This window comes from Ralstonia mannitolilytica, assembly GCF_905397375.1.
In the GTDB taxonomy this organism is placed as follows: domain Bacteria; phylum Pseudomonadota; class Gammaproteobacteria; order Burkholderiales; family Burkholderiaceae; genus Ralstonia; species Ralstonia mannitolilytica.
The window spans coordinates 897,590-913,419 of sequence record NZ_CAJPVG010000001.1 but is presented as its reverse complement, the minus strand read 5'-3'; the positions used below and the strand labels follow the sequence as shown (position 1 = coordinate 913,419).

The following is a 15,830-nucleotide window of genomic DNA, read 5'->3' as shown; positions in this document are numbered from 1 at the left end:
CCGATGCAAGCGCGGATGCAGACGCAACCGGCGCGCCAATCAGCAGCACTGCCCCACTGGACGCGCGCCGCTGCCCAGACGGCGCTGAAGGTCGCATACCCGCTCGTGTTGATCGGGGCCTGGCACTTCGGCACGCCGCGCTATGCGGGCGTCGCGCTGCTGGCGCTGCTCTGGCTGCAGCGGTGGATCGGCGCGGGCAGCGTGTCGTCGCTGCTGCGCCAGCTCACGCCGCTCGATTGGCTGATCGCCGGCACGCTCACGTGCACGTCGGCCGCGGTGGCCATTACCGACAGCGAGCGGCTGCTGCGCCTGTATCCGGCGCTGGTCAACGCGGGGCTGCTGCTGAGCTTTGCAGCCACGCTGCGCTCCGGCCCTTCCATGATCGAGAAATTCGCGCGCATGCGCCTGCCCGATCTGCAGCCGCGTGCCGTTCGTTATACCCGGCGCGTCACGCAGGTCTGGTGCGGCTTCTTTGCGCTCAACGGGCTGATGGCCGTCGTGGCCGCGCTGACGTGGTCGCGCGGCGCGTGGGCGCTGTACAACGGCGTCATCGCGTACGTGCTGGTGGGTGGCCTCATCGCGGCCGAGGCGGCGTTCCGTCATTGGGTCGTGCGCCCGCATGCGCCGCCATCGGAGGCTGCATGACTCCGCTCCATGCCTTGTTGTCGGCCGCGCGGCCCGACGATGCCCTGGTGTGCGTCGATGGCGGGCAACACATTGCCCATGGCGCCTTCCGTGCCCGCGTGGCCGCCTGGGCCGCCGCATTTGCCGCGCAGCCGGCTGCGCGCGTGGCGCTGTGCGTGGAAGACCCGTTCGCCTTTGCCTGCGCGCTGTTCGCGCTGTTCGCTTGCGGCAGGCACGTCGTGATTCCGGCCAGTGCCGCACCGGCCTACCTGGAGTCGCTCGCCGGTGCCTACGATGCGCTCGTCACCGATGCAGACCTCGCGGCCATCGGCCCGCACGCCGGCCCCCTCGCGTTCGATGCAGTCGACCGGCATGCGCCCATCACGCTGTACACGTCCGGCAGCACCGGCACGCCCAAACCGATCCAGAAGACGCTCGCGCAGTTCGACGCCGAAGTCGTGACCCTCGAGCAGCAATGGGGCATGCAGATCGGTACCGGCGCCGTGATGGCCAGCGTGCCGCATCACCATATCTATGGGCTGCTGTTCCGCGTGTTCTGGCCGCTGGCAGCGGGGCGTGCGTTCGGCCGGCAGACCGTCTCGGAGCCGGCTGCGCTGCAGCGCGCCCTTGCGGAGCAGCCGGTGGCGGCGTTGGTTTCGAGCCCGGCGCAACTGGCCCGTTGGCCCCAGCTGCCCGGCTTTGAGGGGCTGCCGCCCATGCCGGCGGTGTTCTCGTCCGGTGGGCCGCTGGATGCCGCAGCCGCCGCGGCCTTTGCCACTGCACACGGCAGCGCGCCCATCGAAGTGTTCGGCAGCACCGAGACCGGCGGCATCGCCTGGCGCCGCCAGGATCAGTCCCTCGCATGGCAGCCGTTTGCCAGCGTTGCCATCCGGCAGGAAGCCGACGGCGCGCTGGCCGTACGCTCACCGCATCTGCCGCACGACGATTGGCACCGCACCGACGACGCCATCGCCTTTGACGACAGCGGCCGCTTCAAGCTGCGCGGCCGGCTCGATCGCGTCGTCAAGGTAGACGGCAAGCGCGTCTCGCTGCCCGAGATGGAGGACTGGCTCGGCACGCATCTGTTCGTGGCAAGGGCTGCCGCCACGCTGCTGGCAGGGGCATCGCGCGAACGGCTGGGCGCACTGGTGGCGCTCACGCCGGCGGGCGTGGAAGCCCTGCGTACGCAGGGCCGCGTGGCGCTGGCAAAGACCTTGCGCCGTCACCTGTCTGCCTACACCGAGCCCACCCTGATCCCGCGCCGCTGGCGCTTCTGCATGGCACTGCCGGTGGATGCACGCGGCAAGCTGCCGGCGTCCGCCGTGGCTGCCGCGTTCCGCCCGGGCGCCGAAGGTTTCGAAACGCTCGCACACGTGAGCGACGCCGAGGGCGACCACTACGAACTGCGCGTCAGCCCGTCGTTGATCCACTTCGAGGGGCACTTCCCCGGCCTGCCGATCCTGCCCGGCGTGGTGCTGATCGACTGGGCCATACGCCTGGCAGCGGCCTGCAATCCGGCGGTGCGCGCGGTCACCTCGGTCGATCAGCTGAAGTTCATGGCGCCGGTGCCCCCGGGCGCGGTGGTGTCACTGCGTCTTGCGCACGAGCCGGAGCGCTGCCGCGTGCGTTTTACCGCCCGTCTGGGCGCGCGGGAGTGCGCGTCGGGCGCATTCGTCCATCAGGCCCATCGGGAGGCCGCGTGAACCCGCGCACCGCCATCGTCATCCCTATCTACAACCACAAGGACGCCATCGGCAACACGGTTGCGCACCTGGCGGTGCATGGGCTGCCGATCTTCATCGTCGATGACGGCAGCGATGCGGCCACGCAAGCCGTGCTGACCGCGCTGGCCCGGCAGTATGCATCGCAGGTCACGCTGCTGCGCCTGCCCGTGAACGGCGGCAAGGGCGCCGCCGTGATGGCCGGCCTGCGCGCCGCGTACGCCGCCGGCTACACGCACGCGCTGCAGATCGATGCCGACGGCCAGCACGATGCGGCCGACGTGCCGCGCTTCCTGGCCGCGGCCGCAGCCTCGCCCGACGCCGTCATCCTCGGCAGCCCCGTTTACGACGACAGCGTGCCCAAGGCGCGCCTTTACGGACGCTACGTCACGCACGTGTGGGTATGGATCGAGACGCTGTCGTTCGACATCCGCGACTCGATGTGCGGCTTCCGCATCTACCCGCTGGCGCTGGCCTGCAAGCTGATCGACGACGTGGCGCTGCCCACGCGCATGGATTTCGACATCGAGATCCTTGTACGCCTGCACTGGCGCCGCGCGCGCATCGTCACGCTGCCCACGCGCGTGACGTACGAGCCGGGCGGCCTGTCGCACTTCGATGTCCTGTGGGACAACGTCCGCATCAGCAAAAGCCACACGCGCCTGGTGGCCGGCATGCTGGCGCGCCTGCCCGTGCTGCTGGCGGGCAAGTTCCTGCCGCGCTGGCGCCATCCCGCCGCCTCCGGCGCACAGCAAGGCTGGTGGCGCATGGCCGAGCGCGGCAGCCGGTTGGGCATGCAGTTCCTGGCGCTGAGCTGCCGCGTGTTCGGCACGCGCTTCACCTCGCTGTGGCTGTACCCGATCGTTGCGTACTTCCTGCTGACGGGGCGCACCGCGCGGGAGGCCTCGCGGCAGTATTTCGCGCGGCTGCATGCGTCGATGCCGGACGCGGGCCTGCCGCAGCCGGGATGGCTGACCTCGTATCGCCACATGATCGCGTTTGCGCAATCGGGGCTCGACAAGCTCGCCGCGTGGTCGGGCCAGGTCAAGAGCGAGCGCGTGCGCTTCGATGACCCGTCCGCGTTCGAGGCGCTCGTCGCCAGCGGGCGTGGCGCGCTCGTGATCGGCGCACACCTGGGCAACCTCGAGATGACGCGCGCGCTGGCCGCCCGCAACGGCCACGCCAAGGTGACGGCGGTCGTCTACACCGAGCACGCACAGCGCTTCAACCACGTACTGGCGCAGGCGCATCCCGATGTCGTCTCGCACCTGATGCAGGTGACGGATTTCGGCCCCGCTACGGCCATGCTGATGCAGGAACGCATCGACGCAGGCGAGCTGCTCGTCATCGTGGGCGACCGCGTGCCGGCGCACGAATCCGGCCGCACGGTGCAGGCGCGCTTCCTCGGTGCATCGGCGCTGTTTGCGCAGGGGCCGTACGTGCTCGCGCACGCGCTCGGTTGCCCGGTCTATCTGTTTTTCTGCCTGAAGCACGGGCAGAACCACACGCTGTATTTCGAGCCGTTCGCCGAGCGCATCGAGCTGCCGCGCGCCGAGCGTGCACGCCATCTTGGCGCCCTGGCCCAACGCTACGCCGAGCGGCTGGAGCACTACTGCCGCAAGGCCCCTTTCCAATGGTTCAACTTCTTCGATTTTTGGGCGAGCCCCAAGAAGGATGCCGCCCATGGCTGAACACGATCTGAACGTACCCGCGCCAGCGCATGCGGCGGCCGGCGAGCACCCCGTTGTGATCGGCAACCGCCGCCTGACGATCGAAGACGTGGTCGCCATTGCGCATGGCCGGCAGCCGGTGCGGCTGAATGCCGATGCCGCCTGGCGCGATCGGATCGAGCGCGGCGCGCGATTCCTGCGTGAACGGCTGGCCGACGGCGCGACCATCTATGGCGTCAACACCGGCTATGGCGATGCCTGCCAGGTGAGCGTGCCGATGGCGCTGGTCGAGGCGCTGCCGCTGCAGCTCACGCGCTACCACGGCTGCGGCATGGGCCGCCATCTCGAGCCCGCCGAAACGCTGGCCGTGGTGGCCGCCCGGCTGAACTCGCTCGCGCACGGTTATTCCGGCGTGCGCTACGTGCTGCTGCAGCGCCTGGCCGACCTGATCAACCATCGCATCCTGCCGCGCATTCCCGCCGAGGGCTCGGTGGGCGCGAGCGGAGACCTGACGCCGCTGTCATACGTGGCCGCCGCACTCGTTGGCGAGCGCGAGGTGCTCTTCAACGGCCAACTGCAGCCCGCCGCCGGCGTATGGCAGCAGTTGGGCCATCCGCCTATCACGCTGGCCCCGAAGGAGGGGCTGGCGCTCATGAACGGCACGGCGGTGATGACAGGCCTCGCATGCCTGGCCTACACGCGGGCCGAGCAGCTGGTGCGCCTGTCGTCCCGGCTGACGGCCCTGGCCACCGTGGCGCTGGACGGCCGCGCGGCGCACTTCCACCCGACCATCTTTGCGGCCAAGCCGCATGCCGGTCAGGCAGAGGTCGCCGCCTGGATTCGCGCCGACCTGGCTGACTGGGACGACACCTCCGCGCACCGGGTGCAAGACCGCTACTCGATCCGCTGTGCGCCGCACGTCATCGGGGTCGCACGCGATGCGCAGTCGTGGATCCGCCGCGACATCGAGAACGAACTCAACAGCGCCAACGACAACCCGCTGATCGACCCGGATGCACAGGAGGTCCTGCACGGCGGCAACTTCTACGGCGGTCACATCGCGTTTGCGATGGACGCCCTCAAGACGGCCGTTGCCAACCTGGCCGACCTGATGGACCGCCAGATGGCGCTGCTGGTGGACGACAAGTTCAACAACGGCCTGCCGCGCAACCTGTCGGGCGCCACGGCAGAACGCGCGCCGATCAACCACGGCTTCAAGGCCGTGCAGATCTCCTCGTCGGCATGGACGGCCGAGGCGCTCAAGCACACCATGCCGGCCAGCGTGTTCTCGCGCTCCACGGAGGCGCACAACCAGGACAAGGTCAGCATGGGCACGATTGCCGCGCGCGACTGCCTGCGTGTGCTGGAGCTGACGGAGCAGGTGGCGGCCGCGCACACGCTCGCGGCGGTGCAGGCCGTGCGGCTGCGCTGCCGCCTCAATCCATCGACGCAGGTGCCCGCTCCGGTGCAAGCCTTCATCGACCGCGTGGGCGCGCAGTCGGGGTTCGTGGAAGAAGACCGCCCGCTCGAAGCCGAGCTGCGCGCGCTCACGCTCGCCATCGAGCGCGGCGAACTTATCGAAGGGGACGCCCATGACCGCCCGTGACCTGCCGCCCGGCCATCCACCGCTCGCCGCCAGCGCCCGCGTGGAGGTACCCTTTCACGACGTCGACGCCATGGACGTCTGCTGGCACGGCCACTACCTGAAGTACTTCGAAATCGGCCGTGCCGCGCTGCTGCGCCGCTTCCACTATGACTACCGCGACATGCGCGAGTCCGGCTTCCTGTGGCCGGTGGTGGAGGCGCACCTGAAGTACATCAAGCCGGCCACTTACGGCCAGCAGATCGAGGTGTGCGCCACGCTGGTCGAATACGAGAACCGGCTGAAGATCGCCTACGAGATCGTCGACTGCGCGTCGGGCACACGCCTGACCAAGGGCTACACCACGCAGGTGGCGGTGTGCGCGCGTACCGGTGAGCTGCAGTTCGTGTCGCCGCCTGTGTTGATTGAACGTGTGGAGCGTGCATGGCTGGGCTGAACGACACCATGCGCGCGTGCCTGGCCGCCCTGGCCCTGGCCATGAGCGCGCTCGCTGGCGCGGCCCCAAGCGAGGCGCCGCAGGAAAGCGCACTCGTCTCGCAAGTGGCGGCGCAGCTCGCACAAGCCCGGGGCGTGCGCGCGCAGTTCGTGCAGACGCAGACCCTGCAAGCCCTGCAGAAGCCGCTGGTGAGCAGCGGCACGCTGCTGTTCGTGCGCGACCAGGGCGCGATCTGGCGCATCGAGCAGCCGACGCGCATGACGTACGTGATGACCGACGCCGGCGTCACCACGCTCGATGCCAACGACAAGCCGATGGCACGCGGCACCCGCAACGCCGCCGGCGTGGCACAGGTGTCGCGGATGATGCGCGCGATGCTGGCGGGCGACCTGTCGGCGCTGTACTCGCAGTTCAGCGTCAACGCACAGGGCAACGCCAGCCGCTGGCAACTGAAGCTCACGCCGGCCCAGCCGCAGTTGGCGCAAGCGCTGCGCGGGCTCGACCTGGCCGGCGACACCTATGTGCGCAGCATTCGCATCCGCTCGGCCAATGGCGATGAAACGCGCATCGACTTCACCGGCAGCACGCGCGTGGACGCGCCCTCCGCGGCCGAACGCACCCTGTTGGGGGCGCCCTGATGGCGCAAGAGCTGGCGCTGCGCACTTCGAGCCCGTCCGCCTGGGCCGTTCGTCTCGGCTGGCTGGCGGCCGTGCTGATCGCGCTGGTCTACTGCGGCGTGCGCCTGCACGGCGGCGCCGCGCTGCAGACGAACCTGCTCGCGCTGCTGCCCGCCACCGAAGTCGACCCCGTCGCCGAGAAAGCCGTCGACACGCTTGCCGCATCGCTGGGCGATCGCACGGTCTTCCTCGTCAGCAGCCGCAACGCCATGCACGCCAAGGCGGCGGCGCTGCAGCTCGGTGCCGACCTCAAGCGCAGCACGGCGTTTCGCAACGTCATCGCCGAGTTGCCGCCGTTCGACGCGGGCCAGATCACGCGGTTCTACCTGCCCTATCGGTTCGGGCTGCTCGCGCCCGGCGATCGCGCCGCGCTGGATGCCGGCGGCACGGCGTTGCCGGCGCTGCTCGCGCAGCGGCTCTATGCACCGGTGGAAACCGGCCTGAGTGCACCGCTGGCCGACGATCCGTTCGGCTGGCTTGGCCATTGGCTGGCCGATCTGCCGTTGGCCACCATGCGGCTCGAACTCGAAGACAACTTCCTCCTCGCCCGGCACGGCGGCACGACGAGCGTGCTCGTCACCACCACGCTCGGGGCCTCTGCTTACGACGCACAAACGCAGGCCGAGGTGCGCGCCGCCGTCGCCCAGGCGGAGCAGTCGCTGGCGGACACCTTCCCGGATGTGACGCTCGCGCGCACCGGCGCCGTGTTCTACGCGGCCGCGGCGCGCCATGCGTCGGAGCAGGAGCTGCATCGCATCGGCATCGTCTCGGCCCTCGGCATTGCGGTGCTGATGCTGTGGGTGTTCCGCTCGCCGCGCTTTCTGGTGCTCGGGTTTGTGTCGACCGGTATCGGCATCGTGTTCGCGCTGGCGGCCACGCTGCTGGTCTTCGGCAAGCTGCATCTGCTCACGCTGGTATTCGGTGCCAGCCTGATCGGCGAGGCGGTGGACTACTCCATCCAGTATTTTGTCGGCCATCTCGGTGCCGAGGCCGGACACGATGCGCGGCGCAGCGCGCGCAACGTCCGCCCGGCGCTGGTCGTTGCGCTGGCCACCAGCCTGCTGGGCTACGCGATCCTTGTCGGCGTGCCGTTTCCGGCGCTGCGCCAGATTGCATGCTTTGCCATCGCGGGAATCGGGGCCGCGTTCCTGTCGGTGGTTTCGCTGCTGCCGGCGCTGCTGGCGAATGCGCCGCGGCAGTCGCAGCGGTCTTACCGCGGCGCGGCACGCTGGCTGTCCGGCTGGCAGACCGCGCTTGCCCACCGCGGCACGTGGCTGTGCCTGGCCCTCGTTGCCGCAGCCGCGGTGCCCGGCTGGCTGCGCCTGACCAGTGACGACGACATCCACCTGCTGATCCAGCGCGACCCCCAGCTTGCACGGCAGGAAGCCGTGGTGCGCGAGGCCATTGGCGTGGAAAACAACACGCAGTTCTTTGTCGTGAAGGGCGATTCCGCCGAGCAGGTCCTGCAGCGTGCCGAGGCCCTGCAGCGCCGGCTGGAAGGGCCCGTTGCGGGCGCGGCGCTCAAGGGCGTGCAGTCCATCACGCAGTTCGTGCCGTCAGCGCGCCGGCAGGCTGAAGACCGTGCCCGCCTGGCCCAGCGCGTCTTTGCCGACCCGCAAGCCCTGCGTGCCACGCTCACCGATGCCGGTTTCCGCCCCGACATCGCCGCAGGCTACATCCACGCGTTCGAGCGTGCCACCGGCAGCCCGCTCACGGTGGATGCGTGGCTGGCCACGCCGTGGTCGCAGCCGTACCGCCACCTGTGGCTCGGCCAGGTGGCAAGCCCGGAGGCGCCTGCGGTCTTCGCCGCGATCGTCATTCCGGTCGGAGCCATGGCGTCGCAACTGCCGGCGCTGGCTGCGCTGGCCGATGCCGATGCCGGCATCCGCTTCGTCGACAAGCCGGCCAGCGTGGCACGGCTGTTTGCCGCGTACCGCGTGGACAGCGGCTGGTGGCTGGCGGGCGCGCTCACGCTGATCCTGGCGCTGTTCTGCGTGCGCTACGGCGTGGCCGCCGGCGTGCGCGTGACGCTGCCGGTGGTCTGCGCCGTCGGCCTCACGTTTGCGGTGTACGGCTACGCGGGCATTGCGCTGAACCTCTTCCACTGGCTCGCGCTGATGCTGGTGCTGGGCGTGGGCGCGAACTACGCCGTCTTCCTGCGCGAGGGCTGCGTGCGCGATCCTGCGAACATTGGCGGCGTGTGGGTGGGCGTGCTGCTCTCGGCGGCCACCACGCTGCTGTCGTTTGGCCTGCTGGGCACGAGCGCCATGCCGGTGCTGCGCAGCTTTGGCATGACGCTGGCCCTGGGCATCGTCATTGCGGTGGCGCTGGCGCCGCTCGGCATGCCGCCGAGGCTGCCGCACTCGAAACATCGATCCTCATGACTGCTTCTTCAGCTTCCGTCTACCTGCACGCGCTGGGCATGGTCAACGCGCTCGGCGATGACGTGCCGGCCATCCGCCGCAACCTGGAAGCCGGACACGCGCCGGGCATGATCGCGGCCGAGCGCCCGGACGGCACGGCCGCCATCGTCGGGCGCGCCCAGGCGGCGCTCGAACTTGCGCCGCCCGAACACCTGGCTGCCTACGATTGCCGCAACAACCGTCTGCTGCTTGCCGCAGTCGCGCAGATCCGGCCCGCGCTGGAGGCCGCCCGCGCGCGGTACGGCGCGCACCGCATCGGCATCGTGCTCGGCACCAGCACGTCGGGCATCGACGCGGCAGAGGCGGCGCTGCGCCATGCCAGGGTGCACGGTGCGCTGCCTGCGGCCTTCGACTATCGGCAGATGGAGATCGGCACGCTGGCGCCGTTCGCCGCTGCCGCGCTCGGCACCACGGGCCCCGCCTATACGGTGTCGACCGCGTGCACATCCAGTGCCAAGGCGTTCGCTTCGGCGCGCCGCCTGCTGCAGCTGAACCTGTGCGATGCGGTGATCGTGGGTGGCGCGGATTCGCTGTGCGAGCTGACGCTGCAGGGCTTCGCCTCATTGGAATCGACCAGTGCCGCACGCACCAACCCGATGAGCCGCAACCGCGCGGGCATCAACATCGGCGAAGGGGCGGCGGTGTTCCTGATGAGCCGCGAGCCCGGCCCCGTGCGCCTGGCGGGTGTGGGTGAATCGAGCGACGCGCACCACATTTCCGCGCCCGACCCGACCGGCGCCGGTGCCGAGCGCGCCTTGCGTGCCGCGCTGTCCGATGCCGGCATCGGGCCCGACGCCATCGGCTACGTCAACCTGCATGCCACTGCCACGCGCAAGAACGACGAGATGGAAGCCCACCTCATGGCGCGGGTCTTTGCGCACGGTGTGCCCACCAGCGGCACCAAGCCCTTCACGGGGCACACGCTGGGCGCGGCGGGGGCGACGGAGCTCGGCTTCGCATGGCTGGCTCTTGCGGACGATGCCACCGCCCTGCCGCGCCACCTCTGGGACGGCGAGGCCGACCCCGCGCTGCCCGCACTGGACCTGATCCAAGACACGCGCCGCCTGGCCGCCGGGCAGTACGTGATGAGCAATTCGTTCGCGTTTGGCGGCAGCAACGCGAGCCTGATCCTGGGCCGGGGATGAACATGACCGATGCCGAACTGAGTGCCCTGCCCATCGAGTCCATCCTGCCCCATCGCGGCACCATGCTGCTGCTCGCGGGGGTGGACGCGTGGGACGACGAATCGCTCGCGGCGACGGCCCATGTGGACCCGGCCGCCTGGTATGCCGACGCGGAGGGCAACATGCCCGCGTGGATCGGCATCGAGCTGATGGCGCAGGCCATTGCTGCGCACGTCGGCCTGCTGTCGATGCGCAACGGCCAGCCAGCGCGGCCGGGCGTGCTGCTGGGCTCGCGCAGGGTCGAAGCGGCCGTACCGGCCTTCCCGCACGGCCGGCCGCTGCGCATCGAGGCGCGTGAACTGCTGCGCAGTGCTGAGGGCCACGGGGCCTACGAGTGCACAATCCGCAGTGAGGGCGAACCTTTGGCCAGCGCCGTCATCAAGGTGTACCAGCCGACCGATTTCCAAGCATTCATTGAAGGGAGTTTCACAGCATGAGCCGCCGTGTTCTTGTGACGGGTGCGAGCCGCGGCATCGGCCGCGCCATCGCCTATCAGCTGGCGTCGGACGGGTTCGACGTCTCGGTGCATTGCCGCAGCGGCCGCAGCGAGGCCGACGCCGTGGTGGCCGGCATCCAGGCGCAGGGCGGCACGGCCCGCGTGCTGCAGTTCGACGTGCGCGACCGCAGCGCCTGCCGCATCCACCTGGAAGCCGATGTGCAGGCGCATGGGGCCTACTACGGCATCGTCCTGTGCGCCGGCGTCACGCGCGACGCGGCCTTCCCCGCCCTCACGGACGAAGACTGGGACATCGTGCTCGAGACCGGCCTGGACGGCTTCTACAACGTCGTGCACCCGCTGACCATGCCGATGGTGCGTGCGCGCAAGGGCGGCCGCATCGTCACCATTGCGTCCGTCTCGGGCGTGATGGGCAACCGAGGGCAGGTCAACTACAGTGCCGCCAAGGCCGGGCTGATCGGGGCGACCAAGGCACTGGCGGTGGAACTGGCCTCGCGCAACATCACCGTCAATTGCGTGGCGCCGGGGCTGATCGAAACCGAGATGCTGTCGCAGGTCGAACACCTGGACCACGCGCTGCAGACCGTGCCGATGAACCGCATCGGCCAGCCAGCGGAGGTGGCGGCGGTGGTGGGCTTCCTGATGTCGGATGCCGCTTCGTATGTGACGCGCCAGGTCATTGGCGTCAACGGCGGGATGATCTGATGAAGCGCGTCGTTGTGACCGGCATGGGCGGCGTCACCGCCCTGGGCTCCGAGTGGAGCGAGATCCAGTCGGCCATCGAGCAGGGACGCAATGCCGTGCGCCGCATGCCCGAGTGGGATTACTTCGACACCCTGCATGCGCGCCTGGCGTGCCCGCTGCCCGCCTTCACCACGCCGCCGGAATACCCGCGCAAGAAGACACGCTCGATGGGGCCGGTGTCGGTGTATGCGGTGCGCGCAAGCGAGCTGGCGCTGGCCGATGCGGGCCTGAGCGGCGACACCTCCATCGCCGATGGCCGCATGGGTGTCGCATACGGTTCGTCGTCGGGCTCGGTGCAGCCGATCCGCGCGTTCGGCAGCATGCTCGATACGGGCTCGATGCAGGGCGTCACGTCGAACAGCTACGTGCAGATGATGCCGCACACGGCGGCCGTGAACGTGGCGCTGTTCTGGGATCTGAAAGGCCGCATCATCCCTACTTCGTGCGCGTGCGCGTCGGGCAGCCAGGCCATCGGCTATGCGTACGAAGCCATCGCCACCGGCAAGCAGACGATGATGCTGGCCGGCGGCGCCGAAGAGCTGTCCGCGCCGGCCGTCGCCGTGTTCGACACGCTGTACGCCACGAGCACGCGCAACGATGAACCGCACCTCACGCCGCGCCCCTTCGACAAGGCACGCGATGGCCTGGTGGTGGGCGAAGGCGCGGCCACGCTGGTGCTCGAAGACTACGACCACGCCGTTGCGCGCGGCGCGCGCATCCACGCGGAGGTGGTCGGCTTCGGCTGCAACTCCGACGGCACGCACATGACGCAGCCCACCGCCGCCACCATGAGCCAGGCCATGCGGCTCGCGTTGCAGGACGCGCGCCTGTCACAGGACGCCATCGGCTACGTCAACGCGCACGGCACCTCGACCGACCTGGGCGACGTGGCCGAAAGCCAGGCGACGGCCGAGGTGTTTCGCCCGACCATGCCGATCAGCTCGCTCAAGAGCTACATCGGACACACGCTGGGCGCATGCGGCGCCATCGAGGCGTGGTGGACGATCGAGATGATGAAGCGCAACTGGTATGCCCCGACGCTCAACCTCGAGCACGTCGACCCGGCCTGCGCGCCGCTGGACTACATCGCCGGCAGCGCACGCCGCATCGACGCCGACTACGTGATGAGCAACAACTTCGCGTTCGGCGGTATCAACACGTCGCTGATCTTCAAGCGCGTCGGCTGATGGCCAGTGCTTCGCGCCCCCCCGCTGCGCAGGAACGTGTGGTCGTGACGGGCCTGGGCATCGTGTCGTGCCTGGGCAATACGCTCGACGCGGTTTCGGCGGCCCTGCGCGAAGGGCGCTGCGGCCTCTCGCACGTACCGGCCTGGCAGGCGCTCGGGTTGTCGAGCCAGGTGGCCGGTGTTGCGTCCATTGACGACGAACCGCCGTTTGCGCGCAAGTTCGATCGCTTCATGGGCCAGACCGCGCGCCTGGCGTGTCACGCGGCGCGCAAGGCCATTGACGATGCGGGCCTGGATGCCGCCGCCCTGCAATCGGGCCGCGCCGGTGTGGTGGCCGGATCGGGCACGGGTGCGCTTGCGGCCTACGACGCGGCGCTGGACGTGGCCCGCACGCGCGGCGTGGAACGCGCCTCGCCCTACATCGTGCCGCAGGTCATGAGCAGCACCGTGTCGGCCAACCTTGCGCAGATGTTCGAGCTGGGCGGCATCAGCTACTCGCCGTCGTCTGCATGCACCACGTCGGCATTGGCGATCGGCCAGGCGGCGCAGTGGATCCGCTCGGGCCAGCAGGACATCATGCTGGCTGGCGGCGCGGAGGAGCTGCACGACAGCTACGCGCTGTTCTTCGACGCCATGGGTGCGCTCTCGCACGCCACGGCCGACGCGCCCGAGCGCGCATCCCGGCCCTACGACGTGGCGCGCGACGGCTTCGTGCTCGCGTCCGGCGCCGGCATGCTGGTACTGGAATCGCTGGCCCATGCGCGTGCACGCGGCGCCCGCATCTATGCCGAGCTGACGGGTTTCGGACAAAGCACCGATGTCGGCTCGATGGTATCGCCGCGGGCGCACGGCATCGCCCGCGCGCTGCGCAGCACGCTTGCCGAGGCGGGCGCGCCGCCGGACTACATCAACACGCATGCCCCGTCCACCCCGGCGGGCGACGCGGAAGAGCTGCTGGCGCTGCAATCCGTGTTTGGCGCTGAAGTGCCGCCGTTCTCGTCCACCAAGGGCCTGACCGGCCACCCGCCGGGCGCAGCAGGCGCACACGAAGCCATCTATACCTTGCTGATGATGCGCGACGGCTTCATCGCCGGTTCGGCCGGCATCGACACGCCCGACCCTGCCGTCGCGGGTCTGCCCCTGGTGCGGCAGGCACGCGCGGCGCGCATCGGGCGGGCGCTGTCGATTTCATTCGGGTTCGGCGGCAGTTGCGCCGGGCTGATGTTCGACGCCGTCAACGGCGCCTTTGATTCTTGACGTACCAACCACAGGGAGTGCTCTTCATGAAGACCCAACTGCTGCTGGCCGCATGCGCCGCGATGCTTGCCCAGGCTGCCCATGCGCGCACCGAAGTCATGACGTATCCGCTTCAGCCCGTGCTGCAATCGCAGCAGTTCGCGCCCGGCGTGGCGCTGTACTTCGGCAACCAGCCGCACCCGGCCGTGGTGAACACGTTCGGAGAAGTCACCAAGTCGTCGCACCCCGCGCGCAAGACCGCCACGGAGGTCGAGATCTGCAACGCCACGCTGGCCGACGCGCTGCGCCAGCTCGCCAATGCCGCGCACGACCGTGGCGCCAATGCGGTCATCAACATCAAGACGTGGTTCCACTCGACCGTGAGCAACGACCCGAGCAACTACACCTGCGGCGTCAGCGGTGTGTCGGCGGCACTGCGTGTGAGCGGCGAGCTGGTCACCGTGGAAGCTTCGAAATAATCGTGCGTCGCCCGTTCCCTCAACCCGCCATACCGACAACAAGGAGTCTGGAATGAAACGTCACCTGATGCTGGCCGCCGTGTGCCTGGCCGCGATGAGCAGCGCCGCCCTGGCCCGCAACGATGTCGCCACGTATTCGATCGATGCGGCACTCAAGAGCGAAGGCTCCGACAAGGTCGGCAGCGACATCGCGCTGGTCTTCGCGGGCCAGAATCACGCGCCGGTCGCCAAATCGATGGGCGAGATCGCGACCAACAAGAAGACCAACGGCGTCGGGCGCAGCGATGAAGCCGCATGCCAGTACGTGTTCCTGTCGGCCGTGCTGGCGCTGCAGGAGCGTGCGCGCCAGATGGGCGGCAACGCGGTCATCAACATCAAGAGCAACTACAAGAACAACCTGACCGAGAGCGCGACGGAATTCACCTGCGGCTCGGGCGCCCTCATGTCGGGCGTGGCCCTCAAGGGCGAGGTCGTGACGCTGAAGAAGTAAGACGCCAACCGCGGTTGCAGGCCGAAGCCTTCGGCCCGCAACGCTCAGGCGGCAGGCTTGGTGGCGGCGACGTTGACGAGCGTCTCGCGCCGCTTGCCTGGCTTCGGATGGTGCAGGCCGAGGCGTTCGAACAGGCCGAAGTCGGTGGCCCGGCTCCACCACAGATAAGGCAGCGAGATATTGCGCTGTTCAAATTCAAAACCACCGGCACGCAGCATTTGCAGATAACCGTCGGCGCTTTTCTGAACATGCATCGGATGCCGGAACAACAAACGAATCACCCACGATTTGATATACGCGTCGGTCGATTCGGCAAACAGCAGCACGCCACCCGGTTTGAGGATGCGGCGGAATTCAGCGAGCGCGCGCTCCTGCTCGACGAGATGATGGAACGTCTGATGACAGAACACGATATCGGCGCACGCATCGGGCAGCGGCAGCGCGGCACAGTCGCCATGGAGCACATCGACCGGCACCCTCAGCGCATCGGCGGCCCGGCGCGCGGCCTCCAGCGATGGCGCGTGGCAATCCACCCCAACGATGCGCGCGGGAGCAAACGCTTGCTCGAGCAGCCGGAACGAAATGCCCTGGCCGCAACCGACATCCACCAGAACCGGTGCCGCCGGCAGCGGCGTGGTGATCAGGCGCTGAAGGTCTCGAATGGCGACGCGCAGGACATGGTGCTCCCACGTGTACGTGCGCAGAAACCAGATGCCGAATGCGGTCTCGGGCACAAAAGAACCCACATGCGCAGGCGTTGAAGCGGTTTCCATAGGAATTGAAATGGCGTTGATCTTGAATCAGCGCGGGTATCCAGGGCTGGCGCATTGTACCGACAATGCATGCCGGTTTTCAAAGCGGAACGTACGACGTAAGCTCCCCCGTTAATTAGCCGGCGGC

At 69.0% G+C, this 15,830-nt stretch carries 15 protein-coding genes; 14 read left to right on the top strand and 1 reads right to left on the bottom strand.

Annotation, left to right across the window (positions count from 1 at the left end):
* Nucleotides 1-15 precede the first annotated feature (15 nt).
* Genes KHN96_RS04030 through KHN96_RS03965 form a run of 14 tightly spaced genes read left to right on the top strand, consistent with a single transcriptional unit; the run spans nt 16 to nt 14,930 of the window.
* Nucleotides 16-645: a COG4648 family protein gene (locus KHN96_RS04030; RefSeq protein ID WP_373994670.1), complete on the top strand. Its 630-nt coding sequence runs from the start codon at nt 16-18 to the stop codon at nt 643-645.
* Entirely contained in the window at nt 642-2,327 is a 1,686-nt protein-coding gene (locus KHN96_RS04025; RefSeq protein WP_062738104.1) for an ApeI family dehydratase, read from the top strand. Before KHN96_RS04030 ends, KHN96_RS04025 begins: the two co-directional genes overlap by 4 nt.
* On the top strand, nt 2,324-4,036 hold the full coding sequence (locus KHN96_RS04020; protein ID WP_115044579.1) for a glycosyltransferase family 2 protein: 1,713 nt from the start codon (nt 2,324-2,326) through the stop codon (nt 4,034-4,036). The genes KHN96_RS04025 and KHN96_RS04020 overlap by 4 nt, the downstream gene beginning before the upstream one ends.
* Nucleotides 4,029-5,621 (top strand): HAL/PAL/TAL family ammonia-lyase, encoded by a 1,593-nt coding sequence (locus KHN96_RS04015; protein WP_062738255.1) that lies wholly within the window; start codon nt 4,029-4,031, stop codon nt 5,619-5,621. Before KHN96_RS04020 ends, KHN96_RS04015 begins: the two co-directional genes overlap by 8 nt.
* Nucleotides 5,608-6,054 carry an acyl-CoA thioesterase gene (locus KHN96_RS04010; RefSeq protein WP_045218707.1) on the top strand — a complete coding sequence of 149 codons (447 nt, stop codon included), beginning with the start codon at nt 5,608-5,610 and terminating at the stop codon, nt 6,052-6,054. The genes KHN96_RS04015 and KHN96_RS04010 overlap by 14 nt, the downstream gene beginning before the upstream one ends.
* Nucleotides 6,042-6,692 (top strand): outer membrane lipoprotein carrier protein LolA, encoded by a 651-nt coding sequence (locus KHN96_RS04005; RefSeq protein ID WP_045218709.1) that lies wholly within the window; start codon nt 6,042-6,044, stop codon nt 6,690-6,692. The genes KHN96_RS04010 and KHN96_RS04005 overlap by 13 nt, the downstream gene beginning before the upstream one ends.
* Entirely contained in the window at nt 6,692-9,115 is a 2,424-nt protein-coding gene (locus KHN96_RS04000; RefSeq protein ID WP_062738102.1) for an MMPL family transporter, read from the top strand. The genes KHN96_RS04005 and KHN96_RS04000 overlap by 1 nt, the downstream gene beginning before the upstream one ends.
* A complete protein-coding gene (locus KHN96_RS03995; protein ID WP_045218714.1) occupies nt 9,112-10,299 on the top strand; it encodes a beta-ketoacyl-[acyl-carrier-protein] synthase family protein in 1,188 nt (395 codons plus the stop codon). Before KHN96_RS04000 ends, KHN96_RS03995 begins: the two co-directional genes overlap by 4 nt.
* A 2-nt stretch (nt 10,300-10,301) precedes the next feature.
* The gene (locus KHN96_RS03990) at nt 10,302-10,775 is read left to right on the top strand and encodes a hotdog family protein (protein ID WP_045220300.1); all 474 of its coding nucleotides are present in this window, start codon (nt 10,302-10,304) and stop codon (nt 10,773-10,775) included.
* A complete protein-coding gene (locus KHN96_RS03985; protein WP_045218715.1) occupies nt 10,772-11,500 on the top strand; it encodes a 3-ketoacyl-ACP reductase FabG2 in 729 nt (242 codons plus the stop codon). The genes KHN96_RS03990 and KHN96_RS03985 overlap by 4 nt, the downstream gene beginning before the upstream one ends.
* The gene (locus KHN96_RS03980; RefSeq protein WP_062738101.1) at nt 11,500-12,726 is read left to right on the top strand and encodes a beta-ketoacyl-ACP synthase; all 1,227 of its coding nucleotides are present in this window, start codon (nt 11,500-11,502) and stop codon (nt 12,724-12,726) included. Before KHN96_RS03985 ends, KHN96_RS03980 begins: the two co-directional genes overlap by 1 nt.
* Nucleotides 12,726-13,982, top strand: a complete 1,257-nt coding sequence (locus KHN96_RS03975) for a beta-ketoacyl-[acyl-carrier-protein] synthase family protein (RefSeq protein WP_062738100.1) — start codon at nt 12,726-12,728, stop codon at nt 13,980-13,982. The genes KHN96_RS03980 and KHN96_RS03975 overlap by 1 nt, the downstream gene beginning before the upstream one ends.
* Nucleotides 13,983-14,008: 26 nt before the next feature.
* The gene (locus KHN96_RS03970; RefSeq protein WP_045218722.1) at nt 14,009-14,440 is read left to right on the top strand and encodes a hypothetical protein; all 432 of its coding nucleotides are present in this window, start codon (nt 14,009-14,011) and stop codon (nt 14,438-14,440) included.
* A 52-nt stretch (nt 14,441-14,492) separates the two neighbouring features.
* On the top strand, nt 14,493-14,930 hold the full coding sequence (locus KHN96_RS03965; protein ID WP_062738099.1) for a hypothetical protein: 438 nt from the start codon (nt 14,493-14,495) through the stop codon (nt 14,928-14,930).
* Nucleotides 14,931-14,974: 44 nt separating this feature from the next.
* Here the strand turns inward: KHN96_RS03965 and KHN96_RS03960 are convergent, their stop codons facing one another.
* Nucleotides 14,975-15,703: a class I SAM-dependent methyltransferase gene (locus KHN96_RS03960; protein ID WP_045218727.1), complete on the bottom strand. Its 729-nt coding sequence runs from the start codon at nt 15,701-15,703 to the stop codon at nt 14,975-14,977.
* Nucleotides 15,704-15,830: the final 127 nt, after the last annotated feature.

Bases quoted from the DNA above. Each gene is read 5' to 3' on its own strand.
- KHN96_RS03970 (WP_045218722.1), top strand. From the start codon at position 14,009: ATGAAGACCCAACTGCTGCTGGCCGCATGCGCCGCGATGCTTGCCCAG.
- KHN96_RS04010 (WP_045218707.1), top strand. From the start codon at position 5,608: ATGACCGCCCGTGACCTGCCGCCCGGCCATCCACCGCTCGCCGCCAGC.
- KHN96_RS03960 (WP_045218727.1), bottom strand. From the start codon at position 15,703: ATGGAAACCGCTTCAACGCCTGCGCATGTGGGTTCTTTTGTGCCCGAG.
- KHN96_RS03975 (WP_062738100.1), top strand. From the start codon at position 12,726: ATGGCCAGTGCTTCGCGCCCCCCCGCTGCGCAGGAACGTGTGGTCGTG.
- KHN96_RS04025 (WP_062738104.1), top strand. From the start codon at position 642: ATGACTCCGCTCCATGCCTTGTTGTCGGCCGCGCGGCCCGACGATGCC.
- KHN96_RS04000 (WP_062738102.1), top strand. From the start codon at position 6,692: ATGGCGCAAGAGCTGGCGCTGCGCACTTCGAGCCCGTCCGCCTGGGCC.
- KHN96_RS03980 (WP_062738101.1), top strand. From the start codon at position 11,500: ATGAAGCGCGTCGTTGTGACCGGCATGGGCGGCGTCACCGCCCTGGGC.
- KHN96_RS04015 (WP_062738255.1), top strand. From the start codon at position 4,029: ATGGCTGAACACGATCTGAACGTACCCGCGCCAGCGCATGCGGCGGCC.
- KHN96_RS04005 (WP_045218709.1), top strand. From the start codon at position 6,042: ATGGCTGGGCTGAACGACACCATGCGCGCGTGCCTGGCCGCCCTGGCC.
- KHN96_RS04030 (WP_373994670.1), top strand. From the start codon at position 16: ATGCAGACGCAACCGGCGCGCCAATCAGCAGCACTGCCCCACTGGACG.
- KHN96_RS03990 (WP_045220300.1), top strand. From the start codon at position 10,302: ATGACCGATGCCGAACTGAGTGCCCTGCCCATCGAGTCCATCCTGCCC.
- KHN96_RS03985 (WP_045218715.1), top strand. From the start codon at position 10,772: ATGAGCCGCCGTGTTCTTGTGACGGGTGCGAGCCGCGGCATCGGCCGC.
- KHN96_RS03995 (WP_045218714.1), top strand. From the start codon at position 9,112: ATGACTGCTTCTTCAGCTTCCGTCTACCTGCACGCGCTGGGCATGGTC.
- KHN96_RS03965 (WP_062738099.1), top strand. From the start codon at position 14,493: ATGAAACGTCACCTGATGCTGGCCGCCGTGTGCCTGGCCGCGATGAGC.